Origin of the sequence: Soonwooa buanensis, assembly GCF_900167905.1 — a bacterium.
GTDB lineage: Bacteria > Bacteroidota > Bacteroidia > Flavobacteriales > Weeksellaceae > Soonwooa > Soonwooa buanensis.
In genome coordinates this window covers 260,609-286,434 of sequence record NZ_FUYZ01000003.1, presented here as the reverse complement: position 1 = coordinate 286,434, position 25,826 = coordinate 260,609, and the positions used below count along the sequence as shown (strand labels likewise).

General features: G+C 35.0%; 24 protein-coding genes. 14 read left to right on the top strand and 10 right to left on the bottom strand.

From position 1 onward, the window contains the following. Window position 1 precedes the first annotated feature (1 nt). From B5X62_RS06575 to B5X62_RS06550, 7 genes are all read right to left on the bottom strand, one after another. Entirely contained in the window at window positions 2–1,372 is a 1,371-nt protein-coding gene (locus B5X62_RS06575; protein ID WP_079666614.1) for a tetratricopeptide repeat protein, read from the bottom strand. A gap of 114 nt (window positions 1,373–1,486) precedes the next feature. After that, on the bottom strand, window positions 1,487–2,869 hold the full coding sequence (gene glmM / locus B5X62_RS06570) for a phosphoglucosamine mutase (protein WP_079666613.1): 1,383 nt from the start codon (window positions 2,867–2,869) through the stop codon (window positions 1,487–1,489). Window positions 2,870–2,931: 62 nt separating this feature from the next. Continuing rightward, window positions 2,932–3,072, bottom strand: a complete 141-nt coding sequence (locus B5X62_RS15445) for a FeoB-associated Cys-rich membrane protein (protein ID WP_144038315.1) — start codon at window positions 3,070–3,072, stop codon at window positions 2,932–2,934. Between the two features lie 20 nt (window positions 3,073–3,092). Further along, window positions 3,093–5,132 (bottom strand): ferrous iron transport protein B, encoded by a 2,040-nt coding sequence (gene feoB, locus B5X62_RS06565; RefSeq protein ID WP_079666612.1) that lies wholly within the window; start codon window positions 5,130–5,132, stop codon window positions 3,093–3,095. Between the two features lie 2 nt (window positions 5,133–5,134). Further along, the gene (locus tag B5X62_RS06560; protein ID WP_079666611.1) at window positions 5,135–5,383 is read right to left on the bottom strand and encodes a FeoA family protein; all 249 of its coding nucleotides are present in this window, start codon (window positions 5,381–5,383) and stop codon (window positions 5,135–5,137) included. A 114-nt stretch (window positions 5,384–5,497) separates the two neighbouring features. Beyond that, complete coding sequence (locus B5X62_RS06555) at window positions 5,498–6,394, bottom strand: GLPGLI family protein (RefSeq protein ID WP_144038314.1); 897 nt, start codon at window positions 6,392–6,394, stop codon at window positions 5,498–5,500. A gap of 64 nt (window positions 6,395–6,458) precedes the next feature. Further along, complete coding sequence (locus B5X62_RS06550) at window positions 6,459–7,229, bottom strand: Rossmann-like and DUF2520 domain-containing protein (RefSeq protein WP_394333304.1); 771 nt, start codon at window positions 7,227–7,229, stop codon at window positions 6,459–6,461. A gap of 112 nt (window positions 7,230–7,341) precedes the next feature. Between B5X62_RS06550 and B5X62_RS06545 the strand changes: the two genes are divergently transcribed. The 13 genes from B5X62_RS06545 (at window position 7,342) to serS (ending at window position 21,506) form a co-directional block, all read left to right on the top strand. Beyond that, window positions 7,342–7,899 carry an RNA polymerase sigma factor gene (locus tag B5X62_RS06545; protein ID WP_079666609.1) on the top strand — a complete coding sequence of 186 codons (558 nt, stop codon included), beginning with the start codon at window positions 7,342–7,344 and terminating at the stop codon, window positions 7,897–7,899. A gap of 12 nt (window positions 7,900–7,911) precedes the next feature. Continuing rightward, complete coding sequence (locus tag B5X62_RS06540; protein ID WP_144038313.1) at window positions 7,912–8,490, top strand: hypothetical protein; 579 nt, start codon at window positions 7,912–7,914, stop codon at window positions 8,488–8,490. A gap of 16 nt (window positions 8,491–8,506) precedes the next feature. Next, the gene (locus B5X62_RS06535) at window positions 8,507–9,130 is read left to right on the top strand and encodes a hypothetical protein (RefSeq protein WP_079666607.1); all 624 of its coding nucleotides are present in this window, start codon (window positions 8,507–8,509) and stop codon (window positions 9,128–9,130) included. A gap of 155 nt (window positions 9,131–9,285) precedes the next feature. After that, window positions 9,286–11,436 (top strand): peptidylprolyl isomerase, encoded by a 2,151-nt coding sequence (locus B5X62_RS06530; protein WP_079666606.1) that lies wholly within the window; start codon window positions 9,286–9,288, stop codon window positions 11,434–11,436. A gap of 120 nt (window positions 11,437–11,556) precedes the next feature. Further along, complete coding sequence (locus tag B5X62_RS06525) at window positions 11,557–12,498, top strand: MlaD family protein (RefSeq protein ID WP_079666605.1); 942 nt, start codon at window positions 11,557–11,559, stop codon at window positions 12,496–12,498. Window positions 12,499–12,510: 12 nt separating this feature from the next. Continuing rightward, window positions 12,511–13,845 (top strand): 4Fe-4S dicluster domain-containing protein, encoded by a 1,335-nt coding sequence (locus B5X62_RS06520; RefSeq protein ID WP_079666604.1) that lies wholly within the window; start codon window positions 12,511–12,513, stop codon window positions 13,843–13,845. Window positions 13,846–13,940: 95 nt separating this feature from the next. Further along, window positions 13,941–14,726, top strand: a complete 786-nt coding sequence (locus B5X62_RS06515; RefSeq protein ID WP_079666603.1) for a (Fe-S)-binding protein — start codon at window positions 13,941–13,943, stop codon at window positions 14,724–14,726. Between the two features lie 119 nt (window positions 14,727–14,845). Beyond that, the gene (locus B5X62_RS06510) at window positions 14,846–15,331 is read left to right on the top strand and encodes a hypothetical protein (RefSeq protein WP_079666602.1); all 486 of its coding nucleotides are present in this window, start codon (window positions 14,846–14,848) and stop codon (window positions 15,329–15,331) included. A 6-nt stretch (window positions 15,332–15,337) separates the two neighbouring features. Beyond that, a complete protein-coding gene (locus tag B5X62_RS06505) occupies window positions 15,338–16,465 on the top strand; it encodes a glycosyltransferase (protein WP_079666601.1) in 1,128 nt (375 codons plus the stop codon). Further along, window positions 16,462–17,697, top strand: coding sequence for a lipopolysaccharide biosynthesis protein (locus B5X62_RS06500; protein ID WP_079666600.1), 1,236 nt, complete (start codon window positions 16,462–16,464; stop codon window positions 17,695–17,697). The genes B5X62_RS06505 and B5X62_RS06500 overlap by 4 nt, the downstream gene beginning before the upstream one ends. After that, a complete protein-coding gene (gene asnB / locus B5X62_RS06495) occupies window positions 17,697–19,601 on the top strand; it encodes an asparagine synthase (glutamine-hydrolyzing) (protein WP_079666599.1) in 1,905 nt (634 codons plus the stop codon). Before B5X62_RS06500 ends, asnB begins: the two co-directional genes overlap by 1 nt. Window positions 19,602–19,634: 33 nt before the next feature. After that, window positions 19,635–20,138, top strand: coding sequence for a hypothetical protein (locus tag B5X62_RS06490; protein ID WP_079666598.1), 504 nt, complete (start codon window positions 19,635–19,637; stop codon window positions 20,136–20,138). A gap of 99 nt (window positions 20,139–20,237) precedes the next feature. Then, window positions 20,238–21,506: a serine--tRNA ligase gene (gene serS, locus B5X62_RS06485; RefSeq protein WP_079666597.1), complete on the top strand. Its 1,269-nt coding sequence runs from the start codon at window positions 20,238–20,240 to the stop codon at window positions 21,504–21,506. A 152-nt stretch (window positions 21,507–21,658) separates the two neighbouring features. Here serS and B5X62_RS06480 read toward each other — a convergent pair whose 3' ends face one another. The 3 genes from B5X62_RS06480 to B5X62_RS06470 all read right to left on the bottom strand — a co-directional run bounded on the left by B5X62_RS06480 (window position 21,659) and on the right by B5X62_RS06470 (window position 24,828). After that, a complete protein-coding gene (locus B5X62_RS06480; protein WP_079666596.1) occupies window positions 21,659–22,897 on the bottom strand; it encodes an MFS transporter in 1,239 nt (412 codons plus the stop codon). Between the two features lie 61 nt (window positions 22,898–22,958). Next, complete coding sequence (locus tag B5X62_RS06475; RefSeq protein WP_079666595.1) at window positions 22,959–23,330, bottom strand: hypothetical protein; 372 nt, start codon at window positions 23,328–23,330, stop codon at window positions 22,959–22,961. Between the two features lie 4 nt (window positions 23,331–23,334). Then, complete coding sequence (locus B5X62_RS06470) at window positions 23,335–24,828, bottom strand: GH3 auxin-responsive promoter family protein (protein ID WP_079666594.1); 1,494 nt, start codon at window positions 24,826–24,828, stop codon at window positions 23,335–23,337. Window positions 24,829–25,228: 400 nt separating this feature from the next. Here B5X62_RS06470 and rplU point away from each other — a divergent pair, with 400 nt between their 5' ends. Beyond that, complete coding sequence (rplU, locus tag B5X62_RS06465) at window positions 25,229–25,822, top strand: 50S ribosomal protein L21 (protein WP_079666593.1); 594 nt, start codon at window positions 25,229–25,231, stop codon at window positions 25,820–25,822. Window positions 25,823–25,826: the final 4 nt, after the last annotated feature.

Here is a 25,826-nt window from a genome sequence, read left to right as displayed (position 1 = left end):
TCTATTTCTTTTTAGTTTTAACTTTTTTGACTGCTTCTTTTATAAACGGATACTTTTGTCCCATATCTTCGGAGATTTCGGGATCCATTTCTAAAGCTTGTTTCAAGGCTTCATTTCCTTCTTTATTTAAATTAAGATGGAAATAACAGTTACTCTTTTGATAATGCAATTCTGCGCGGTTATGCAACTGAATTGCCTTTGCTAAAAGCGCTAAAGCATCTTCGTATTCGCCAATCAGCATCAAAACTTCCGAATAAGCGTACCAATTATAAAATCTTGAAGGCTCAACAGCAATCAATTTTTTAAAACAAGCTAAACTTTCTTCAAACTTACCAGATTCGATATAAAGAAATGCTAAACGTTTTTGATATTCAATATTGTTTTCGTTTAACAAAACACTTTCTTTAGCAAAATGCAGTGCTTCTTTTAATTTGCCCATATCTTCGTAGATATAAGATTGCTCCATCATCGACAAATAAAACTGAGGATCTTCTATTAACGACTTTTGAAAATAAGCCAACGCCTGAATCGGCATTTTGTTTTCTTTATAACAAAGTCCTATTTTGTAATAAGTGAAAGCCTTGGTGTATTCCAAATCCAACATCTCTTCATAGACTTCGATAGCGCGTGCCCAATCTCCCAAAGCCTCATAACAAGCTGCTTTGTTAGCGTAAACTCCCACCGAATTTGGATTAATCGCCAAAAGATAATCGAAACCTTTGATAGCTTCTAGATAATTCTTTTTGTTAAAATGCAATTGTCCATACTCAAACCAAGCCATTTCCGAGAACGGATACTTATCCAAATATTGGTTAATAAAGCCTAAAGCCTCTTGGAAACGATTAAGCTTCGTATAACAAGCCATCGCATTTTCCAAAGAATATTCGTCTTGCGGATCAAATTGCAAAGCTTTAGAATAATGTTTCAAAGCATTGAATGGATCGTCAAGATTCACATATTCATCCGCGATAAAATTGTGTAAGAAGTTCTCTTCTTCTTCCAACTCCAAAGCCTTTTCGCAATATTCAATAGAGCGTTTTGGATTCCCAAGGTTAGAATAATATTTAGCACAACACACTAAAAAGTCTGTCATTTCCATACAAGATGGCTTTAACTCATCGATAAGTTCTTTAGCCTTTGTATAGCGCTCTAACTCAAGGAAAACCTCTAGTTGTTTTGTTTTTAATTCGATTGAAGTTGGATGGAGTTTCAGCGCATATTTTGTTGCCAATTCTGCGTAAGAAATGTCGCCAAGTTCCAAATAATAAATAATGATATCCTCGTATTCTTCGGTATCGAAGTAGAGTTCTTCATTATTTTCAATCATGTCTTCGAACTTTTTAGCAAGTTCGTTTTCAAAAAATTCTTCCAATATATTTATAAACGTACTATCGAACTGAGAAAAAGTTTTACAAACTTCGATAGACTTTAATTAATAAAACACATAGTCTGTCTAAAACCGACTATTAAATTTAATAAAAAAAAATTAAATCAAACTTTTAATTTTAGCGATGATATCATCACCCAATTTATCAGCTTCCTCCTGAGATTTAGCTTCTGTATAAATTCTGATAATCGGCTCTGTATTTGACTTTCTAAGGTGAACCCAATTTTCAGCAAAATCTATTTTAACACCGTCAACAGTAGAAACCTCTTCGTTTTGATATTCTTTTTCCATTTTAGTTAAAAGAGCATCAACATTAATTTCTGGCGTTAATTCGATTTTCTTTTTCCCCATGAAGTAAGCTGGATAAGTGGCTCTAAGTTCAGAAACTGTTTTGTTTTCCTTCGCTAAATGTGTTAAAAACAACGCAACACCAACTAAAGAATCTCTTCCGTAATGCAAATCTGGATAGATAATTCCGCCATTACCTTCACCACCAATTACAGCATCTTTTTCCTTCATCAAGTTAACCACATTAACCTCTCCTACTGCACTTGCAAAATAGTCTGAACCGTGACTTTGCGCCACATCACGAAGCGCTCTACTCGATGACAAGTTAGAAATCGCTGCACCTTTTTTATGTTTCAAAAGATAATCTGCAACCGCAACCAAAGTATATTCTTCACCAAACATTTCGCCTTTCTCATCAATTAAAGCTAATCTGTCAACATCCGGATCTACCACGACGCCAACATCGGCTTTTTCTTTAATCATCAATTCGCAAATATCACCAAGATGCTCCTTCAAAGGTTCTGGATTGTGCGGAAAATGGCCGTTTGGCTCACAATAAAGTTTAACAACGTCACAACCCAGTTTTTCTAATAACATCGGAATTGCTAAACCTCCAGTCGAATTAACAGCGTCCAAAACAACTTTGAATTTTTTAGCTTTAATAGCTTCTGCGTCAACCATTGGCAAAGCCAAAATCTTTTGAATATGAATATCGAAAGCATCTGTGTTAACTTCGTAATTTCCTAAATCATCAACTTCAGCATAGTTAAAATCCTCTTTCTCCGCCAATTCTAAAACTTTAGCACCTTCCTCAGCATTGATGAATTCGCCTTTGTCATTAAGAAGTTTTAGCGCATTCCATTGTTTAGGATTGTGAGAAGCCGTTAAGATAATTCCGCCATCAGCATTTAATTCTGGCACCATCACCTCAACCGTTGGCGTTGTTGACAAGCCTAAATCGACAACATCGATACCCAAACCTTGCAAAGTTGCCGTCACCAAAGACGAACACATTTGCCCAGAAATACGAGCATCGCGACCGATTACGAGTTTTAGATTTTTTTTGTTTTTAGTATTTTGAAGCCAAGTTCCGAATGCGGAAGCGAATTTTACGATGTCTAAAGGTGTTAAATTATCATTGACTTGTCCACCTATCGTTCCGCGAATACCAGAGATACTTTTTATTAATGACATTAAATAAATTTTTATGCAAAATTACATAAAAAATAACTGCCAAATGTTAATCAAAAATGATATTACGAACAACCACAGTTGGTATCGCAGCCACCGCCTTTTTTTGATTTTCTAAAAGCGTTTCGTAAATTTCTGAAAAGTGCATAACCAATAGCAAAAATCAAAACACCAATCAATACATATTGAAATACAAGAGAATCCATTTTGTTTAAATTTTTAGAAGTTATTTTAAAATCTGATATGTAAGTAACGACACAAAGTATGCCAATACACACATGACAACAGTTTGTGTTACTGTTAACTTCCAACTTCCTGTCTCACGATATACAACCGCAATAGTTGTGAAACATTGCATCGCAAATGCGTAAAACATAAGTAGTGAAATACCTGTTGCTAAGGTGAAAACCTTCTCACCATTAGGATAAGTATCGTGATGCATTTTGTCGAGCAACTTCCCTTCTGGCGCTTCGTCATCTAGACTATATAAAGTTGACATCGTACCAACAAAAACCTCCCTTGCTGCAAAACTTGATAACAAGCCGATTCCCATTTTCCAATCGTAACCCAAAGGTCGAATAGCTGGCTCTATAAAATGTCCAACTTTACCAAGATATGAATCCTGAAGACTCACTTCACTTGCTACAAATTGATTTGGTTGCTGTTTTGGTCCAAAATAACTCAGAACCCACAAGATAACACTAACTGCAAAAATAACTTTACCAGCACCAGTCACAAATCCCCAAACTTTCTCCAACATCAACTTAACATTGTAACCCCAAAGCGGCATTTTGTATGTTGGCAAATCCATAACCAAAAAACTTTTAGTTTTAGATTTAATAAAAAATTTCGAAACTAAAGCCGCTAAAAGCGCCAAAACAAAACCTAATAAATACATAGCCATCAAAGCCAATGCGTGATATCCGAAACCTAAAAATGTCTTATCTGGAATAACCAAGGTTATCAAAATGCTATATACAGGTATTCTAGCAGCACAAGTCATAAAAGGTGTCGCCAAAATAGTAATTAATCTTTCTTTTGTATTTTCGATGTTTCTTGTAGACATAATTGCGGGAATCGCACAAGCAACTCCAGAAACCAAAGGCACAATACTTTTTCCGTTCAAGCCAAAAGGTCGCAAAAATTTATCCATTAAAAATACAACGCGCGCCATATAACCCGAATCCTCTAACAAATAAAGGAAATATAGCATAATACCAATTTGAGGTGCGAAAACCAAAATCCCGCCAACACCAGGAATAATTCCCGTGGTTATAAGACTATTAATTGGTCCAGGAGGAATAGTTGTCGCAGCCCAATCTGTCAACCACGTAAATCCATCTTCGATCCACGCCATTGGGAATTCTGCTAGGAAAAATACGCTTTCGAAAACCAACATCAAAATCAAGAAAAAGAAAATATAACCCCAAACTTTATGCACTAAAACTTTATCTAATTTCTCTGTTAAAAGCTCTTTAAACGCAGGTTTTTTCTGTACAATTTGAGATAACACTTCATCAATAACTTGATAGCGTCTAATGGTCTCTTGGACTTGCAAACGCTTCGGAACATGGCAACTTACATCTTCTTTTTTAAGAATCTCGTTGATGTTATTAAGTTTCCCGATATAATTGTTAGCCGCCAAAAGCGTCCATACTCGATATTGATTTGCCTCATGCGTTTGGTCAGAAATTCGAGTTACAATCTCTTTTTGCTCGATTGGGATTTCAAAACTAATTTTTTCGGTGGTTGTAAACGCAGAATTTTTAACCGCTTTTTTAATTTCTTCGAGACCAATATTTTTTTTAGCATTCGATTTAAAAACAGGAACATTGAGAAGTTCTGACAGTTTTTTTACATCGATATTTATTTCTCTTTTTTCGGCTTCGTCAATTTGGTTAACCACCATAATTGCAGGAATACCGTAATCGCGAATCTGTTGAAAAAGCAGCAAACTTCGTCGCAAATTAATCGCATCAGCAACGTATATAACACCTTCGTAAGTATCGCGCTCTTCTACCAAATATTTTGAAAAAATAGCTTCATCCTCAGAAGTTGGATAAATACTGTAAGAACCAGGAAGATCGACAATCTCGACGTTTTCGCCTTCGTATTCGTATTGTCCAGAGTGACTAGCAACTGTTACACCAGCGTAATTACCCGTTTTTTGCTTTTTCTTAGAAAGACCATTAAAAATAGTTGATTTTCCAACATTTGGATTTCCGACTAAAAGGACTTTTTTGCTCGGATTTTTTTGATTTTCCATAACTACATCATCTCTACCTCAATAAATCTTGCTTCTTCAATTCTTAACGCAAGTCTAGATCGCTCCTCTCCATATTCGATGTACAAAGGCCCATCAAAAGGCGCTTGATACAAAATCTTAAAACTCGTTTTTGGCAACAATCCCATTTCCAAAATTTTGGTTGGCATTTTCAATTCATCATTAAACCCACGAATTTTCCCTAATGTATTTTTAGGGAAACAACATAATGTTCCAGATATTTTTTTTATCAAAACGAGTAATTTAGAATTGCAAAGATAGCTTATTTTAATTAAATCTAAATAACAAACTAAAACAGAAAAGCCGAGCTACCACCCGACTTTTATCATGTTATCAATAATATAAGACTATTTTTTCTTCTCCGCTGCGGTTTCTGTAATCTCTATAGGATTGTCGTTAGCAGCTAAAAAATCCTTGATTAGTTTTTCTTGATTTTTAATAAACTCTCCCATCGTCATTTGCGTCCCTGGCATTGTCATTTTCATAGCCTCTGGCGTCATATATTGACGAAATTCGCCAAAAGGATCTTGTCTAAATACTTTTGCAGTAGCATCAAATTTATCTTTAGAAATAATTGTCACTTTAGGATTATATCCCATTGTACGACGCATTTCTTCACCATAAGACAACTCTTTCCAATCCTTGATTTGCTTATTCCCTTTTAATTCCCAAGAATAATTTTTAGCATCATCTTCTATTTTAACAATTAAACCAGGAAGTCCGTAAAATTTATATGGTCCATCTTGGAAAGGCAAATCTGTACTAAACCAAGCCGTCCACTTTCTTCCTCCGAATTCTGTGGTTGCTTTTTGAGTATTGTATTTCCCAATCATTTGCTTGTCATTAGAAATTTTCCAATCGAATTTCACAGGTTCTTCGTAACCAAAAGCATTTCTGTTACTAATCATATCCGACACTGTAATTTTCATATCAGGATAAGCTTTTTGGATTTTATAAGAAAACTTTGGCATCTTCATACTTTTAGAAATATCTTCAAAAATTCCAGATTTTTGCATGCCTTCGACTTTCACTTTTAAAATTGAATCTTGTGCAGGACCAGTAAAATCTTCGTATTGAGACTTTGTACTTGTAATATCCAAAATCGTCATGACTTTGTCAATTTTTGCAGAATCTTTTTTAGGTTTAAAACTTAATTCGTAGAAAAAACGATTCGCATTTTCTTGCGCCGAAAGTAATCCTACAAACAAGATAAAACTAAGACTGATTAATTTTTTAATATTCATTTTGCATTGTTTTTAAATGTAATATCTAATTAGTATCGAGTCTCGAATTTTGTTACAAAATATTTTAATCCAAATTGTACATTTTTTGGATCGAGGCATTCATAACTTTATAAATCGCCAATTGCTCGGGGTTTTTGATAAGTTCTTTATGTGCTTCCAAAATCCTTTTATCATTTCTAACCGCAGGTCCAGTTTGCGCGCCTTTTGGATTTACAGATTTAATTTTATCAAAAGTTTCTTCTATTAAAGGCATAAAATAATCAAACGAAATCTGTTGCGAATCAGAAATTTCTTTAGCTCGAGCAAAAAGATGATTCACAAAATTACATGCAAAAACCGCCGTTAGATGGATGTATTTTCTCTTTTCAAAATTTGCAATTTCAACATGTTTGGAAATTTTTGAAGCAACATCAATTAAAACATTTTCCACTTCTTTCTCTTCCGCCTCAATAAAAAACGGAATATCTGCATAATCTAAATCTTTTGACTTCGAAAAAGTTTGCAGTGGATAAAAACTTGCTTTTTTATAATCACCTTTTAATATTTTTTTTGGTAAAGAACCCGACGTGTGAGCAACAATTGCATTAGGATTTTTAATGATTTTTGAAACGTCCTCAACCGAAGAATCGCTCACCGAAATAATGTACAAATCTGCCTCCGCCAACTCGTTAATCGACACAGGAATATCTAATTCTTTAGAAATAGAATTTAAAACTTCTTGGTTTCTTCCGAAAATTTGGACTAAATTTTGTTCAGTTTGTTTTAAGGCTTTTGCGAGATGATAAGCCACATTTCCGGAGCCGATGATAGCGATTTTCACGATATTGGATTTAATATTTGTTGCAATTTAGTAGAATTTAAAGACAATTTCGAGACACAGAATCAAAAATTTGAAAAACAATTTTAACTTTGGCTTATTAAAATTATCCAACTAACGAAACATCTCAATGAAGCTCAACGACGACGACATTATCAAGCTAATGTTACAGCCAAAAACTGTAGAAAAGGGGCTTCGCGCATTGATGGATGCACACCAAAGTCGATTGTATTGGCATATCCGACGACTTATTGTGGATCATGATCTAGCGCAAGATGTATTGCAGGAAACGTTTATTAAAGCTTACCAGAATTTTCATCAATTCAAACAAGATAGTAAGTTGTACACTTGGCTTTATAGGATTGCAACCAACGAAGCGCTTCAACAACTTAATAAAATGAAAAAGATGAAAAAAGCGGATGAAGATGCAGATTACTACATGCAGAATTTGGTAGCTGATAACGCAGAAAAAGACGCAGACGAGATTCAACTTTTGTTACAGAAAGCCATACAAAGTCTTCCTGAGAAACAAAAATTGGTTTTCACGATGCGATATTATGATGATTTGCCATACGAAGAGATTTCAAAAATTGTTGATATGTCTGTTGGCACGCTAAAAACTAACTATCACTACGCGAAAGAAAAAATTGAAACTTTTATTAAAGACAACTATTCTAGCGAATTTTAGTAAAATAAATAGATGATGAAAAATTTTGATATAGAAAATCTTGAACGTAAGAACAGTTTTGCAACACCGCCAGATTTCTTTGCGGAAATGCAGAATAATGTTTTGAACAAGACCATTCCTCAAAAGAAAGAAGCTAAAATAATTCCACTTAATTTTAAATGGGCAGCCGCAGCGGCAATAGCAGCTATCGGAGGTCTTGGCATCTGGAGCATTAGCAATCAAAACACTGATCAACAGACAACTATTGCAAAAAACAAAGACATTGTTGACAGCAGTTATACAATAAAAAATGATGAAGCTTTGGCTGTATATAATGTGCCACAAGCTAAATCTGCTCCACAAGAAAACCTTAAAACAGAAAGCAAACATCCTACTGCAACTGAACACAACAATAGGATTACAAATAAACCAATTGAACGTCAAGATCTAGCTTACACTAAAGTTAATGCGACAACGCCAAAAGCTACTTTTGCAAAAGCTAATAAATCGGATGCGAAAATTACACAAGTTCTTGCGGTTATGACGCCTGACCAAGTCAGCGACCTTGATAAAACTGTTGATCAAGATGTTTATCTTGACCTTTACAATTAGTTGAAAAAAGAGAGTTATGAAAAAATTATTTTTTAGTTTAATATTAATTTCTTCGATGGCGCAAATTAATGCGCAAACCGAGCGCCGTGGAGGAAGTACAGATAGAAATCGTACGTCATCAGAAAACCTTGGCAACACCTCGCAAAGAGGAAGTCTTGGCACAACAAGCCTTTCGCCAATACAAAATGACAGAGTCCGAAGTGCACCAAACCAAACGCAAAATATGTCCAACTGGCAAGGGATGAATAAAGAAGAACGTCACGAAATGATGAAAAACATGACTCCTCGTGAGCGGTCACAATTTATGCAAACGGTAAAACAAGATATTTTCCTTGACGAATTAGATGTTCCGAAAGAATCTCAAGCCGAGTTTAAAGAAATTTTTGAACAATACACTAATAGTCAAAAACAGATTAAAGATAAATTTAAAGGATCGGTCAACATCGAAAAACTTAGCAATGATGAGGCTAAGCAAAAACTTGATGAAAGTTTTGAAGTTGGAAAACAACTTTTAGATAACAGAAAATTATATGCCGATAAGTTTTTAAAAATATTGACACCACAACAAGTCCTTAAACTCTTCCAAACAGAAGGAAAAGTGCGCGACAAGATTATGGACAAAAAATATGGCGGTCAATAAGCATTAAAATTGAAAATATATCAGCCATCGAAAATTATTTTTTCGGTGGCTTTTTCATAAAAGACTTTTAAGAATGATAAAAGTTTAAAACAAATTTTTCATTTTAGTTCAAAAATATGTATTTTCGCGGATTGATTATAAACACATAACAAAAAATGGCAGTTTTAGGAGAGATTAGAAAACGACCTTGGTTATTGATGGGTGTTATTGCCTTAGCTTTATTAGCTTTCTTGGTAAATCCAGATTCTATCGATAAAATTTTTGGTAAAAACCCTAGTATTCTAGGAAAAGTTAATGGTGAAGAAATTAGCCGTGACGAGTTCAACGACCAATTATTTGTACTTCAGCAGCAAGCGCAACAACAAGGACAACCTCAAAATGGACTTGAAGAGCAAGCTTGGCAAGTTTTGGTACAGTCAAAATTGATTAAACAAGAATTTGAAAAATTAGGTCTTGAGTTAACGGACGATATGTTCTGGAGTCAACTTCAGTACGATCCAATGTTTGCACAAAACCCGTCTAACTTTGACGAAAAAGGAAACTTCAAACTTCAAGACATCAAGAAACAAATCGAAGGTCTACAAGAAGCTGGTCAAGCAGAAATGTACAACGCTTGGATTAGAAACAAAAAATCTATCGAGTACAGAATGATGGCAAGAATCCTTTTCGGAAACTTAGGAAACGGTATTACTGCTAGCAAAAAAGAAGCTGACCTTGTTATCAAACAACGTGACGAAATCGCAAACGTTGACTATGTAAAAGTAGATTATACAAGTTTTGAAAAAACAAATCCTACAAAAGTAACAACACAAGATCTTACAGATTACATCAAGTTGCACCCAACGAGATTCAAAGTTGATGCTAACCGTAACATTGGTTATGTATACTTCCCAGCGACACCAAGCGCACAGGATGATGCAGCGTCTCTTAACGAGCTTAACAAGTTATTCTTAAAAGGATCTGATGCTTCTAACGGAACTGAGAACTTCCAAAATACAAAGAACGACTCAATGTTTGTGGAATTGAACTCTGACGTTCCTTACATGCCTCAATATCTAAAGCCTGAGCAATTACCTACAGCTTTAAAAGACAAAATTGCTGGCGCTACAGTTGGACAAACTTTTGGACCATACAAAGAGCAAAATTATTATATCGTTTCAAAATTACTAGACAAGAAGCCGACGGATTCTACAATGTCTAGCCATATCTTAATCGGCTATAAAGGCGCCGAAAGATCAACTGCGACAAGAACTAAAGAGCAAGCAAAAAAATTAGCTGATAGCATCTTAGCTGATGTTAAATCTAATGCTGCTAATTTTGATAAAGATCTTAAATTCTCTGACGAGCCGAACGCTGTAGAAAGAAAAGGTAGTGTGGGTTGGACGACACCAGAATCGCAATTTGCACCAGGATATCTTAATTTCTTAGCCAACAACAGCAAAGGATCAATCGGTCTTGCTGAGACGCAATTCGGTTACCACATCATCAAAGTTGATGATAAAAAATCTGGTGCTATGGCTTACAAAGTAGCGCATTTAGCAAAAGCGATCAAAGCTTCTGACAAAACTGAAAGCGACGTACATAACAAAGCAACTAGATTCATCCAACAAGTACAAGGTAAGAGCTTTAACGAGTTTAGTAACATTGCTAAAAAAGGAGGTTTCAACATGCAAAATCCTAAAGCAGTTACAAGATTCCAAGGACAATTACCAGGTTTAGGAACTGATAAAGATGGCGAAATCTTAACTTGGGCATTTGACAAGAAAAGAGAAATTGGCGATAGCGACATCTTCACGGTTGATGGCACAGGTGATCGTATTGTTGCTTACCTAGTTGGCAAACAAGATGCTGGTCTTGCTAATCCAGAAAGCGTAAGAGAGCAAATCGAACCGATTGTTAAAAATAAATTACTAGCTAAAAAGATCATTGATAAAATAAATGCTGCTAAAGCAGGAAGCCTAGATCAAATTGCGAAATTGTTTAACACAACAAAAGCAAATTCTGACATTAACTTCTTCAATGCCAATATTGGTGGATCTATGGAAGCTAAAGTTGCAGGTGCTGCATTCGGTGTTGCAAACAACAAAATCTCTCAACCTATCGAAGGTATGGCAGGTGTATTTGTTGTACAACGCAAGTCGATCAAGAGCAACAAAATGCCTGGCGATGCTAAGCAAGTTGTAGATGCAATCCAACAACAAAACAGTAACATGTTCGGACAAGGTTATCTTAAATCTCTCCAAGATAACGCCGACATCAAAGATTACAGAATTGAAGTTTGGGATAAAACAGGACATCAACAGTAAGAAATTACTTAAAATTATAACGAAAGCGGCTTGCAATTTGCAGGTCGCTTTCTTGTTTTTATTTAGAAAGAATATTAACTGCAATATTCTTATATTTGTAACCTAAAAAATATTATTTACGTGAAGTTTAGTAAAGAATTAAAAGCTGGTCTTATTGCAATTTTTGCAATTATTTCCTTTACGATATTATTTCAATTCATGAAAGGGAAAAATATCTTTTCTACAGACAATCAATATTACATCAAATATGACAATGTAGAAGGATTAGCAAAGTCAAACCCAGTTTCTATAAATGGTTTACGTGTTGGACAAGTTTCTGAGATTAAGCCAGTACCAACCGCCAGTGGCGATATACATTTTGTCGTTCAGATTACTGTTGATGACAAATTCGAATTTACAAAAAATTCTAATGTTGAAATTTTTGAACCAGGCCTTATGTCTGGAAAAGAGCTTAGAATAAATCTTGCAAAAGGAAATGTTTTAGCAAAAGATGGCGATACGCTTAAAGGCAACTTCCAATTGTCAATGCTTAACTCTTTGGCATCACAAGTTGGTCCTGTTAAAGATCAAGTATCAAGTGTTTTGTCAAAATTAGATTCGACAATGGTAAGTGCTAATAAATTGGTAGATGAGCAAAATCGTCAACAAATAAAAGTGCTTTTAGCAAACCTTAACCAGACTGTTTCTGCCTTCAAAGTTACCGCTGACCAAACCAATAGAATGCTAGCAAATAACGAAGCTGGAGTGAAGTCTGTGGTTGATAATGCCAACAAAACTTTGGTTTCAACAAAAGCTACAGTTGATAAATTCGGAAATGTTGCAGACAATGTAGACGTTAAAAAACTTAACTCTGCGATCGAAAACCTTAGTACGACTGCTGACAAACTGAATTCTGTTATTGCAGGCATACAAAATGGCGAAGGTTCTCTTGGAAAACTTACCAAAGATGAAGACCTTTACAACAACCTCAACAAAACATCTAGTAACCTTAATGCTTTAATAGAAGACCTTAAAGCAAATCCTAAGCGTTATATCAACATTTCCGTATTTGGTAAAAAATAATTTTTGATTGATATGCAGTATATTGACAACATCATTTTTGTAATTCTTCTTATCGTTGGCTTTGGCATGTTTGCGAAAAGCTTACAAAAGATTTACAGAAATATCAACCTTGGTAGAGACATTAACAGATCCGACAGAAGATCCGAACGTTGGGCAACCATGACACGTGTTGCACTTGGACAAAGCAAAATGGGACAACGTCCTGTTGCTGGGATTCTTCACCTATTTGTCTATGTTGGTTTTGTCATCATTAATATCGAACTTTTAGAAATTATCGTTGATGGTATTTTCGGAACACACCGTTTTTTACATTCAATTTTAGGAGACACGATTTATGATTTCTTCACGGCGACATTAGAAGTTTTGGCGTTATTGGTAGTTATTGGCGTGGTTGTTTTCTTTATTAGAAGAAATTTTTACGGTGTTAAACGTCTTAACATGAAAGAACTTTTCGGTTGGCCAAAAGATGACGCTAACTGGATTTTGATTATCGAATTTGCGCTAATGATGGCTTTCTTCAAGTTGAATGCATCAGAATCTATTCTACAAGCTAGAGGTGTTTATCATACGGTGGGATCTTTCCCAATTAGTAACGCATTCATTGTTCCAGTTTTGGAATGGTTTAGTTTTGATGACGGTTTCTTAATCTTTGTTGAAAAATTTGCTTGGTGGTTCCATTTTGTGGGGATTTTATTCTTCATGAACTATCTTTATTATTCTAAGCATTTACATATTATTTTAGCATTCCCAAGTACTTGGTATGCTAATTTAAACCCGAAAGGAGAATTCAATAATTTGGAATCTGTAACTAAAGAAATCAAATTGATGATGGATCCAAATGCCGATCCTTACGCAGCGCCAGCTGAAGGTGCAGAAGAAGCGCCTGCTAAATTCGGTGCAGAAGATATTTTTGATTTAAATAAAGTTCAGCTTCTTAATGCCTATTCGTGTACCGAATGTGGTCGTTGTACAGCGAGCTGCCCTGCAAATATTACAGGTAAAGAACTTTCGCCACGTCTTATCATGATGAAAACGCGTGACCGTCTAGAAGAAGTGAGCAAAAACATGGATGCAAACGGTGGCAAATTTGTAGATGATGGCAAAAAGTTGTTAAACGATTATATTACTAAAGAAGAACTTTGGGCGTGTACAACTTGTAACGCTTGTACAGAAGCATGTCCTATCCTACTCGATCCGTTATCTATCATTTTTGAAATGAGAAGATTCTTGGTGATGGAGCAATCTGCTGCGCCGACAGAACTTAACTTAATGATGACCAATATCGAAAACAATGCTGCACCATGGCAATACAACCAAGGCGACAGATTGAATTGGGCAACAGAATAATGTAATAATTAAATAATTTAACGATCTACCAATCATGATTTTGGTTTTTAAGATTTTGGTAAATTGTTACTCTGATACATTGATAAATTAAAAAAATGGATTTCACTATAAAAACAATGGCAGAATATGCTGCCGAAGGAAAATCTCCAGAAGTTTTGTTTTGGGTTGGTTGCGCAGGAAGTTTTGACGATCGTGCAAAAAAAATCACCAAAGCTTTTTGTAAAATCTTACATAAAATAGGTGTAGAATTTGCTGTTCTAGGCCAAGAAGAATCTTGTACTGGTGATCCTGCAAAACGTGCTGGTAACGAGTTTATCTTCCAAATGATGGCATTAACCAACATCGAAATTCTTAACGCTTACGATGTTAAGAAAATTGTGACGGCTTGTCCGCATTGTTTCAATACTTTAAAAAACGAATATCCAAGTTTAGGTGGAAAATTCGAAGTGCTTCACCATACGCAATTCCTTAAGCAATTGATGGAAGAAGGACGTCTAAAAATTGAAGGAGGACAATTCAAAGGGAAAAGAATTACCTTCCACGATCCATGTTATCTAGGTCGCGGAAATGATGAATACGAAGCACCAAGAATGCTTTTGGAAAAACTTGATGCCGAATTGGTTGAGATGAAGCGTTGCAAAACCAACGGACTTTGTTGTGGTGCTGGTGGTGCACAGATGTTCAAAGAGCCAGAAAAAGGTAATAAAGACATCAATGTCGAAAGAACGGAAGAAGCGCTTAAAGAAGAACCAAAAGTGATTGCAACAGGTTGTCCTTTCTGCAACACGATGATGACCGATGGTGTTAAACATTTTAATAAAAATGAAGAAGTACAAGTTAAAGACATTGTCGAACTTCTTGCCGAAGCTGACGATTTGTAGACTTTAATAAGTTTCAAAATATTATTAAAACTCAAGCTTTGCTTGGGTTTTATTTTTGTAAATATTAAAACTAAATAATAATTCGTAATTTTATACTTTAATTTTAAAACCATTCTGATATGAAAATTGAAGAATCTAGCATTGTAGAAACCAACGACTACAGAGTCATTATATATCCTGCATCTCGTCCTTTCTCACCAAAAGAAGCAAAAGACATTGCAGAACGTTTGTACGAATTTTTATCAACTTGGGCTGCGCATGGCAAACCGCTGGAAGCGTCTTTCAAGATTGAAAAAAATCAATTTATTGTTGTATGTGTTGATGAAGAAAAAGAAATGGCTTCTGGCTGCAGTATTGATGCACTTGGAGGACTTATGCGAGAATTTGATAAAGAATATGAGCTTGGATTTTTCGACAGAATGAAAGCTAGCTATGTTGAAAACGGCGAAGTAAAAACTTTGAAACTTCTTGATTTTAAAAACAAAATAAGATCTGGTGAGCTTTCTCGTGACATCGAAGTTTTTGATTTTTCTAAAAATACCTATTTAGATTTTCTAAGTCATTTTTTACAACCACTTAGCAGAAGTTGGGCGCATAATATTTAGTAGCATTTGAAAGTTCTTTTTATTTCTTCTTGGTATCCTAATAAATTGGAACCGACCAACGGAAATTTCGTACAACGCCACGCAGAAGCCGTGGCTTTGCAACATCATGTAGAAGTGCTTCATGCGATTGGTGATCCTAACCAAAAGGAAAAATTTCTATTCGACGAAAAAGTAATTAACGGTCTTAAAACTTTGATCGTTTATTATCGAAATACGAAGAATCCGCTTATCAATTTTAGCAGAAGAATGAAAGCTTACAAATTAGGCTTTCAAAATATGCAAAAACCCGACATTGTCCACGCGAATGTTTTGCATAACAATTTGTTCTTCCCTGTTTATCTAAAGAAAAAACACAAAATCCCCTTTGTTATTACAGAACATTGGACGGCTTATCAAGAAAATGCCTCTGATGCACATGGTTCTGTTTGGAGATTTTTCGCCAAATACATTGGAAATCAATCTTCCACAATGATGCCAGTAAGTAAAAATCTAAAAAGAGGCCTTGAGGTTTTAGGGATTAAAGTTCCTATCCACGTGATTTCTAATGTCGTTAACACAGATATTTTTAAAATTAATGAACAAAAAAAGAAGCACGATGTTTTCAGCTTTGTTCATATTTCCAATTTGGTGGAACGAAAAAATCCAGATAAAATAATTGAGGTTGCACATCGACTACATCAACAACATCAAAATTTCCAATTATTAATCGGAGGTGACGGAGATTTACGACCGATCCAAGATTTAATAAAAAAACTAAAAGCAGAATCTTACATCAAGACTTTTGGAAAATTAAAGCTAGATGAAGTTGCCGAAAAAATGCAAGAGTCACATGCTTTTATTTTGTTTAGTGAAAACGAAACCCAAGGTTGTGTCATTGTTGAGGCCAATGCTTGCGGTATTCCAGTTATATCTTCTGCGGTTGGAGGTACGCCAGAATTTGTATCGCCACAAACTGGCATTTTGGTAGAACGTGATAATCTCGAGCAATTATATGATGCCATGAAGGCGATGCTGTTGCACGAAAAAACCTTCGCAAATCCGCAAGATTTACATATAGGCATTGAAGAAAAATATAGTCCAAAAAATATTGCTAAGCAGTACAGCAATGTTTATGAATCTGTTTTAAAATCATGAAAAGCTTCATCCAAAATTTCGTCGCAAAAAAAGGAATTTGGGTTGGCGCATCCTTATTTGTGTCAAGAATTTCGTCGTTTCTTATAAGTCTTTTTGGAGCGCGAATGTTGACAATGGACGAGTTTGGGATGGCCACTTTTGCATTAAATTTTTTAGGAATATTTTTAGCAATCTCAGGATTTGGAGCAGCACAAGGCGTTTTAAAATACGGTCCAACCATACATGATCAAAAAGAAAAAGAGCGTTTTTTTTCTTATGCTTTTTCCTATGGGTTGATTTACAATTTCGTACTTACCGCAATTATGTTTCTCGTTGCAGGATTTCTCTATTGGAACGAACATTCAAAAATATATCTTATTGCTTTATTTCTCATTCGCTTTCTTGGCTTCTATTTATCTGAACAGAAAAAAGCAGAATATCGCGCCAATCTCGATAACGAATCTTATGCTAAACTAGATATTTTTATTTCTGTTTTAAGTTTGATTTTAAGTTTGGTGCTTACTTATTTTTGGCATTTCGAAGGCTTTATTATTAGTTTGGTTATTGCACCTTTCTCGTATCTTTTGTTTGATCGAAAGTTTAATTTAAGTTTTAAAAGCAATCACTTACAGAATTTTAATAAAAAAGAATTTTGGAATTTTTCGTCGACAACGGCATTAACAACGCAAGTTGGCGAATTGGTTTTTATCCTTGATATTTTTTTTATTGGCTGGCTGATGACAGATGCCGATGTTGCGCATTATAAAGTTAGCGCGATGATCCCAATGAATATTTTAGTTTTAGGTTTTATCTTTATGCAAACTGAATATCCAAAACTTTGTCAACATCACAGAGACAAAAAGTACCAATATCACTTTGTATTTAATTACCTGAAATTATTTACCATTGTTGGTGTTGCTATATATTTAGTCGGCTATTTTTTCAGTAAACAAGTTCTAGGAATTTTCGGAAAGCAATATGCAGATACAACAATTTACAACATTTTACTATTGGCAGCAGTTATGTCCTTAATTTTCCGAGTTTTGTTTGTGTACATGCTAGCTTCTATCGGAAAATCGATGTGGAACTTAAAAATCTCCGTATTAATGCTCCTTTTGACTTCAGTTTCATTATACTTAATAATTCCAAAATTTGGGTTAATTGGTGTCGCATATATTACATTTGGCTGTCTTACATTATCCGGAATTCTACCAGCAATTGCTTATTTTTACGAATCAAAAAAACTTTCCTAATGTGCGGTATCACTGGTTATTTTTCAATTAACAAAAAGCTTTCTTCCAAAAATATTTTGGAAATGAATAAAGCTATTACGCACCGTGGTCCCGATGACGAAGGTTTTTGGCTTGGCGATCTCAACAATGGAAATTTCTTTTCGGGAACTGATAGCATTTCAGAAATTAAATCAAAACAACCTCTTCTTACTGCAGTCGAAAACTCCAATATCGCGGTTGGATTCCGAAGACTTTCAATTTTGGATTTATCCGAAAAAGGACATCAACCAATGTCAACATCGGATGGTAAATGTATTATTAACTTTAATGGCGAGATTTATAATTTTAAAAAAATCCGTGTCGAACTAGAAAATTTAGGTTATCAATTTTTAAGTCAAACCGACACCGAAGTTATCCTCAACGGCTATCTACATTGGAAAGAAGCTATTTTTGAAAAATTAGATGGTATGTTCGCCATCAGCATCATTGATTTAGAAAGTAAAAAATTATTACTTGCAAGGGATAGAATGGGATTAAAACCACTTTTCTATTCACTAAAAAAAGATGAAAATATTATTTGGGCTTCCGAGATAAAAGCAATATTAAAAGCTGATTGGATAAAACCAGAAATCAACTGGCGTGGGATTTATACTAATTTTCTTTTCCAAACAACCTTGGCGCCGGACACTTGTTTTGAAGGAATTTATTCTTTAAAACCAGCGCATTGGCTATCGATAAACTTAGAGAATTTTGAAACAAAAATCCAATCTTTTTGGAAACTTCCAAATATAAAAAGCACAAATATTAGCTTAGAAGAAGCGCAAAAACAAGTTGACCAATTATTAGCAGAAAGCGTTGACGAACAGCTTTTTGCAGATGTTCCTGTAGCAAGTATGATGAGCGGTGGCATCGATTCTACTTTAATAACTGCGAAGTCGAAAGCATTTCACAATGATATTACGGCGTTCACTATTTCGTATAAATTCTCCGATCAAGAAGTTGAAAATGCAAGTTTGGTTGCAAAAACTTTAGACATACCTCATCTTATAAAAAAAGTTGATGACGAGGAAGTTCTCAACAATTTGAAAGAAAATATTCAACATTTTGAAGAGCCTTATTGCAGCCTCGAAGTATTAATAAATGCTACTCAATTTGCAAATAAAAAAGGCTACAAAGTGGTATTAAGTGGCAATGGCGCGGACGAACTTTTTGGCGGTTACGAGCATTCTTTAAAACTAGGAAAATGGCAAAAGCTTAAAAAATTCAACTTTGTTAAGAATTTTATTTTTACAAATGATAAATTTTCGCGAAAAGTAAAAAACTATTTTTCTCAAGATTCAATGTTTGATTTCTTCCGTCAAAGTCAATCCGGAATGCGTCCAGCTGAAGCGATGTCTCTATTTTCAAACGAGATTAAATCCAAAAATAATTTTAATTTAAACGAATTTCATTTAACCGATAAAGAAAATTACGAAGGTCTATTCGAATACGATATCGCCTATTCTTTATCGTCACATCACGTTTTTAGAGACGATCTTAGCGCCATGAAATACGGCATCGAATTTCGCTATCCATATCTAAGTAACAAACTGATAGATTATGTTTCGCAATTGCCTACCAATATTCGTTATAACGGCATTATCAATAAACCTTTATTAAGAAAAGTAGCACAAAATTTTCTTCCAAAAGAAGTTTTAGAAATGCCAAAAAAAGGTTTTAGTTTTCCACTTGCCTATTTTATTCAATCCAATGATAAAGCTAAAAATTTTGTTTCGGACAATTTAAAAAACCTAAAAAAACGTGGTTTCTTTAAATCTGAAATTATTGATAAATGGCAACAAGAAGCGCAAGAACCAATGGATTATGTAAGACTTTGGCAACTTGTCACTTTCGAATTATGGTATCAAAAATATTTTGAAAACTAAGTTATTCGTTGATATCTTTTTATCTTTGTCGTGATGAAACAAAAAATTTCAATTTTTCTTATCGCCGTTTTTAGTCTTTTGGCTTGTCGTCAAGATGAAGAATCTATCCAACAGATTGACCAAGTCCTTAATATCTATGTTAAGAATGCAGACGGTAAAGACTTGTTAAAACCAAAAATTGCAGGCAACTACACGAGTGTTGCTTTACTAGATTTATTGGCTGATACGGATCAAAAACCTGTCACTTCTTCGATTTTAATAAACAGCGATTCCATCCGCTATGTCGAATATGTGGCTGGTGCAACGCGCTTGATAAAAGATTCGATCAATCCAGATTCCAAAAGTTATTATTCGAGTATGATTATGCGTTTCACAAAAAAAATAACTGAAACACAAAATTCTGTCGATGACGACACCATCAGAATCGAATACAATTGGACGCCACAAAAATTTGAAGTTTCCAAAATGTGGCATTCTAACAAATTAGTCTTCACAAAAACTGACACTCAACCGAATATTGTCAACATCGTGAAATAAAAATCACTAATTTTGCAATCTTAACTGATGTTTTAGGTTTTTTAAAATCATTTTTAAAACAGAAAACATCAACAACATCAATATACTAACAACAAAATTATGTTACAAGTTAATTTTTTACGCGATGAAAAGGAGCGCGTTATTGAAGGTTTAAAGAAACGTCATTTCAAAAATCTAGAATTGGTAGATGCTGCCATTTCCGCAGACGACAACAGAAAAAAACTTCAGTTCGACCTTGACTCCCAACTTGCTGAAATGAACAAAATTTCGAAAGAAATTGGTATCATGATGAAAGAAGGACGAAAAGACGACGCCGAAGCTGCTAAATCTCAAACAGCGCAATACAAAGAATCGAGTAAAGAATTACAACAACAACTTAACGATGCCGAAAAGGCTTTGTTAGATATTCTGTATCAAATCCCGAACATCCCTTACGAAAAGGTTGTTGCTGGTATTTCTGCTGACGACAACGAAAATATCTTCCAATCAACGCCAGTTGAAGGGCTTGGAGAAGGTGCGATTCCACATTGGGAATTGGCGAAGAAATATAATCTTATCGACTTTGAATTAGGTGTTAAAATCGCTGGCGCTGGCTTCCCTGTTTATCTTGGAAAAGGTGCGAGACTACAACGTGCTTTGGTACAATATTTCTTGGACAAAAACACTGATGCTGGTTATCTAGAAGTTAATCCGCCACATGTTGTTAACGAAGCTTCTGGTTACGGAACGGGACAATTGCCAGATAAAGAAGGTCAAATGTATTATATCGGTGCGGACGATTTGTACCTTATCCCAACAGCTGAAGTTCCTGTGACAAATATCTACCGTGATGTTATCTTGGATGAAAAAGAGCTTCCTATTAAAAATACGGCTTTCTCACAATGTTACAGAAGAGAAGCTGGAAGTTATGGCGCGCACGTGAGAGGTCTTAACCGTCTTCACCAATTTGAAAAAGTTGAAATCGTTAGAATTGAAAAGCCAGAAAACTCTTATGCTGTTCTTGAAGAAATGGTAGAACACATCAAATCAATTCTTGAAGATCTTGAATTGCCTTACAGAATTTTGAGACTTTGTGGTGGCGATACAGGTTTTGCTGCAGCAATGACTTATGATTTTGAAGTTTGGAGTGCAGCTCAAGAAAAATGGTTAGAAGTATCTTCTGTTTCGAATTTTGAAACTTTCCAAGCGAACAGACTTAAATGTCGTTATAAAGCGGATGGAAAAACACAATTGGTACATACGCTAAACGGTTCTGCAATGGCTCTTCCAAGAATTATGGCAGCGCTTTTGGAAAACAACCAAACTGTGGAAGGCATCAAACTTCCAAAGAAAATTGCTGAATATGCAAGATTTGAATTGATTAACTAATTTTCAAATTTTTCTAAATAAAACAAAAGCGGACATTTCTACGAAATGTCCGCCTTTGTTTTATGTTTTAATTTAAATCATTACCTCGTTTTCATAGGACTTCATCCTATGCTAAATTAAATCGTTCCTTCGGAACTTTCTCGGAGGAAAAACTAATATTCCATTTTTCGAAGTTTTGGCGATGTAGAACCAATGAATATTGCGGTACCAAGCGTCAACGCACCACCGATAACTACCGATCTGGCAACACCAAAAATCTTAGCCATAACGCCACTTTCGAATTGTCCCAACTCATTGCTCGACATAATAAAAATTGAATTAACGCTCATCACACGACCGCGCAATTCGTCAGGCGTTTTGAGTTGTACAATGGTTCCGCGGATGACAACGCTGATACCATCAAGCATTCCGCTCAGCATTAAGAATCCGAAACTTAACCAATAGAGTTTTGATAAACCAAATCCGATGATACAAAGTCCAAATCCTGCGGCAACGCATAACAATATTTTGCCTTGATTTTTCTTTAATGGAACTAAAGACAAAAAGATAATAATGCACATCGAACCGATATCAGAAGCTGCGTTTAACAATCCAAAACCTTCGGAACCGACTTTGAGAATGTCACTTGCAAAAACGGGAATCATTGCAACTGCGCCACCAAACAGCACTGCAAACATATCGAGCATTTGTGCGCCAAGAATCTCTTTAGTTCGGACAATAAAAGAAAGTCCTTCTTTGATACTCTTCCAAACTTCTGGTTTTTCGTCGTGCTTAACAACAGGAAATTGTTTGTTCAAACTCCAAAAGAAAAACGACGCGATAATCATACTACAGATTATAACAACCAAAGTATATTTGATGGTGATTAAAGCAATTAAAAATCCTCCAATAGCATGTCCCGAGACCGAAGCCGTTAAAAACGTTGCCTGATTCATGGTGACTGCATAAGGAAGATTTTCCATTTTCACGATTTTGGGAATCATCGATGGAACAAGTGGTCCTAAAAACGCGCGACAAATCCCTGTGAAAAATATAATTCCGTAAATAAAATAGGTGATTTCATGTCCTGAAAAATGTAGTCGATGTCCTAAAAATGCTGGAATTAAAAGAAAGCTTATCAGAAAAACATATGCATAATTACACATCAAAAGCATTTTCTTTTTTTCATTATTGTCGATAACATGTCCCGCGTATAATGCGCTGCCGACCGCCGGAATAACTTCCGAAAGCCCGATAAGTCCAATAGACAAAGGATCTTTCGTCAATTGATAAACCCACCAACCTAGCAAAGTTGCCAACATACGAAAGGCTATAATCAAAAAGAATCTTCCCGAAAGAAGATTTCTGTATTCTTGGTTTTTTAAAACCTTTAATGGTTCAAATGAAATCATTTAACAAAGAAAAATATTTAAGTTAAATCTCGAATTGATTTAGATTAAGAAATTGAAAAAATTAATCTTCATATTCGTGTCCAAAACCATGTCCAAAATTAGTTGTTGCTTTTGCTAACAAATAGATTAGTGTTCCCGATCCAGCAATACCTACCAGCAAAGCGGCTGTACCAACAGGACTATCTTTTTTGATAATTCTAATATCCTTTTTTGCAATTCCAACATTTTCTTTGTGGCGAATCCCGAAAATACTGTCTTTCTCAACACTTGTCACAGCCATTTTAAACTCGCCATTCGAAAAAGTTTTAAAATGATATTTGGATCCAGCTTTGACTTCCAAAAAATTATTCCCCCACTCCTGCTTATACTTCGTCGTTCTACAAGCGCTTAACAACAAACAAACCATAACTAAAATCGGAAATATTTTTTTCATAAGCTTAGAGTTTTTCTAGAAAGTCAGCAATTTTTCTATCATTCGCTAATCTAGGAATTTTATTCTGACCGCCAAGCTTACCTTCGGATTTTGCATAATCTTGGAACGCATTCTTTTTTAAACTTTTAATTTTTAAAACTTGAAGAATATTTCCAGAAATTAAATCATCATAATACGTATTTCGTTGTCGTAATTGTTGATCCAACTCTACTCGAAATTTCTCTAAATCATTTGGTTCTTTAGCAAACTCGATAAACCATTCGTGGTAAGGCAAGCCTTCTTCAGGATTAACTTGTGGCGCCAAATGAAATTCTGTAATCTGACAAGGAAATTTCTCAACCGTTGCTTTCATCGCTTCTTCAACTTCGAAAGCGATAACGTGTTCACCAAATGCAGACGTAAAATGTTTGGTCCTTCCACTCACCAAAACACGATGCGGATTTTTGTCAATAAATCTCACAACATCGCCAATCGAATATGCCCAAAGTCCTGAATTGGTCGTCAAAATCATGGCATAATCTTTATTGAGTTCGATATCTTTTATGGTTAAACGATGTGCATCCGGTTTTCCAAATTCTTCCAAAGGAACAAATTCGTAGAAAATACCGTGATTGGTCAATAGCAAAAGACCTTCCTTTTGATAATCATCTTGAAATGCAAAAAAACCTTCGGAAGCTGGAAAAGTTTGCACAATGTCAACTGGCTTTCCTAACAAATCATTCATCTTTTCGCGATAAGGCTCGTAGTTAACGCCGCCAGTAATAATCAATTGAAGGTTTGGGAAAATTTGGGTAATTTTCTTATTATGCTTTTCTGTTAGTTTTTCAAAATACATAATCAACCAAGGCGGAATCCCAGAAATTAAGGTCATGTTTTGAGATTCGGTTTCTTCTACAATTTTATCAACTTTGGTTTCCCAATCTTCGATGCAATTGGTTTCCCAACTTGGCAAACGATTTTTTTGTAAATAATTAGGAATATGATGTGCAACAATCCCTGAAAGACGTCCGGTTTTAACGCCATTAACTTCTTCTAACTCGGGTGAACCTTGTAGGAAAATCATTTTTCCGTTGACGAAATCGGCATTTCCCTTTTGGGCGATGTAATGAAATATTGCACTTTGCGCCGCAGCAACTTGATAAGGCATTCCTTCTTTGGAAATCGGAATATATTTGGCGCCAGACGTTGTGCCAGAAGTTTTTGCAAAATATTCAGGAAGATCTGGCCAAAGAATTTTGGCTTGACCACGCTTTACTTTTTCGATGTAAGGTTTCAGATCTTCGTAATCTGCGATGGGAACAAGTTTTTGAAAATCATCGATGGACTTAATATTTTCGAACTGATGCTCGCGTCCGAATAATGTTTTTTCGGCTGTTTTGACCAAATCTAAAAGTAGCGCTTCTTGATCTTTTGCAGCGTTATTTTTAAAACCTTGGGTTGTGGCAACATGTTTTTTTGCCCAAACTTTGGCAATATTTTTCTTGATGAAATTTAGCATTGATAAAATTTTCAATGCTCAAATTTATTGAGATTAATTAAGATTATCAGATTAAATATAAAATTGTTTTGTGAAAGAGATTTTGCAACTATTTGAAATTCGAAATTCGAAATTTGAAATTTGAAATTCTAATTGGTGATAAGGCTTCGAGAGTTTTGAAACTCTGAAAGCCTTGTATTTTTTCCACGAGACTGTCGCAGCCCGACCTGAGTGGAGCTCATTTTTTTGGTTTGGCTAAGGCTTGGAAAAAAATAGCGGGAACGGAGGGCGGAAATGCTGCCCCTAATAAAAATAAAAAGTACTGAGCGTCAAATATTTGAAAAAAGTGAAATAAATATTGTGCTTGTTAAATAAATTGTCTACTTTTGCACCTCGAATAATTATATAAAAATCATAAACAATGTTTGCAATTGTAGAAATAGCAGGGCTTCAATATAAAGTTGAGCAAGACCAAAAGTTGTTTGTAAACCGTCTAGCAGGAGATAAAGGATCAAAAGTATCTTTTGATAAAGTTCTTATGACTGTTAACGGAGCAGTAACTGTTGGCGCCCCAGCTGTAAGCGGTATCGCTGTAGAAGTAGAAATCCTTGACCACGTTCAGGCTGACAAAGTAATCGTTTTCAAAAAGAAAAGAAGAAAAGGTTATGCTAAGAAAAACGGTCATAGACAACAATTAACTCAAATCCAAGTTGTTTCTATTACAGGTTTTGATGCTAGCGCTAAGCCAGCTAAAAAAGAAGTTGTAAAGAAAGAAGCTAAAACTGAAACTTCAGGAGCGCTTTCTGACAACAAAACTGTAAACTTTGGTGAAGATCACGAGTTGAACTATCACTTAAAGAAAAACAATCTTTCTCAGTCTAAAGAAAATAGAGAAACTCTTATCACTTTAGGTAAAGCTTTGAAAGTTGAGTTGGAGAAAAAAATCTTAACTCACGAGGAAGTTGATGCGTTAATCGAAAAGCACATCGCAGATTTTAAAGAACTTAAAAAATAACAGC

Bases quoted from the DNA above. Each gene is read 5' to 3' on its own strand.
- B5X62_RS06515 (WP_079666603.1), top strand. From the start codon at position 13,941: ATGGATTTCACTATAAAAACAATGGCAGAATATGCTGCCGAAGGAAAA.
- B5X62_RS06540 (WP_144038313.1), top strand. From the start codon at position 7,912: ATGATGAAAAATTTTGATATAGAAAATCTTGAACGTAAGAACAGTTTT.
- B5X62_RS06520 (WP_079666604.1), top strand. From the start codon at position 12,511: ATGCAGTATATTGACAACATCATTTTTGTAATTCTTCTTATCGTTGGC.
- B5X62_RS06480 (WP_079666596.1), bottom strand. From the start codon at position 22,897: ATGATTTCATTTGAACCATTAAAGGTTTTAAAAAACCAAGAATACAGA.
- B5X62_RS15445 (WP_144038315.1), bottom strand. From the start codon at position 3,072: ATGGATTCTCTTGTATTTCAATATGTATTGATTGGTGTTTTGATTTTT.
- rplU (WP_079666593.1), top strand. From the start codon at position 25,229: ATGTTTGCAATTGTAGAAATAGCAGGGCTTCAATATAAAGTTGAGCAA.
- feoB (WP_079666612.1), bottom strand. From the start codon at position 5,132: ATGGAAAATCAAAAAAATCCGAGCAAAAAAGTCCTTTTAGTCGGAAAT.
- B5X62_RS06510 (WP_079666602.1), top strand. From the start codon at position 14,846: ATGAAAATTGAAGAATCTAGCATTGTAGAAACCAACGACTACAGAGTC.
- serS (WP_079666597.1), top strand. From the start codon at position 20,238: ATGTTACAAGTTAATTTTTTACGCGATGAAAAGGAGCGCGTTATTGAA.
- B5X62_RS06500 (WP_079666600.1), top strand. From the start codon at position 16,462: ATGAAAAGCTTCATCCAAAATTTCGTCGCAAAAAAAGGAATTTGGGTT.
- B5X62_RS06530 (WP_079666606.1), top strand. From the start codon at position 9,286: ATGGCAGTTTTAGGAGAGATTAGAAAACGACCTTGGTTATTGATGGGT.
- B5X62_RS06535 (WP_079666607.1), top strand. From the start codon at position 8,507: ATGAAAAAATTATTTTTTAGTTTAATATTAATTTCTTCGATGGCGCAA.
- asnB (WP_079666599.1), top strand. From the start codon at position 17,697: ATGTGCGGTATCACTGGTTATTTTTCAATTAACAAAAAGCTTTCTTCC.
- glmM (WP_079666613.1), bottom strand. From the start codon at position 2,869: ATGTCATTAATAAAAAGTATCTCTGGTATTCGCGGAACGATAGGTGGA.
- B5X62_RS06470 (WP_079666594.1), bottom strand. From the start codon at position 24,828: ATGCTAAATTTCATCAAGAAAAATATTGCCAAAGTTTGGGCAAAAAAA.
- B5X62_RS06490 (WP_079666598.1), top strand. From the start codon at position 19,635: ATGAAACAAAAAATTTCAATTTTTCTTATCGCCGTTTTTAGTCTTTTG.
- B5X62_RS06475 (WP_079666595.1), bottom strand. From the start codon at position 23,330: ATGAAAAAAATATTTCCGATTTTAGTTATGGTTTGTTTGTTGTTAAGC.
- B5X62_RS06545 (WP_079666609.1), top strand. From the start codon at position 7,342: ATGAAGCTCAACGACGACGACATTATCAAGCTAATGTTACAGCCAAAA.
- B5X62_RS06555 (WP_144038314.1), bottom strand. From the start codon at position 6,394: ATGAATATTAAAAAATTAATCAGTCTTAGTTTTATCTTGTTTGTAGGA.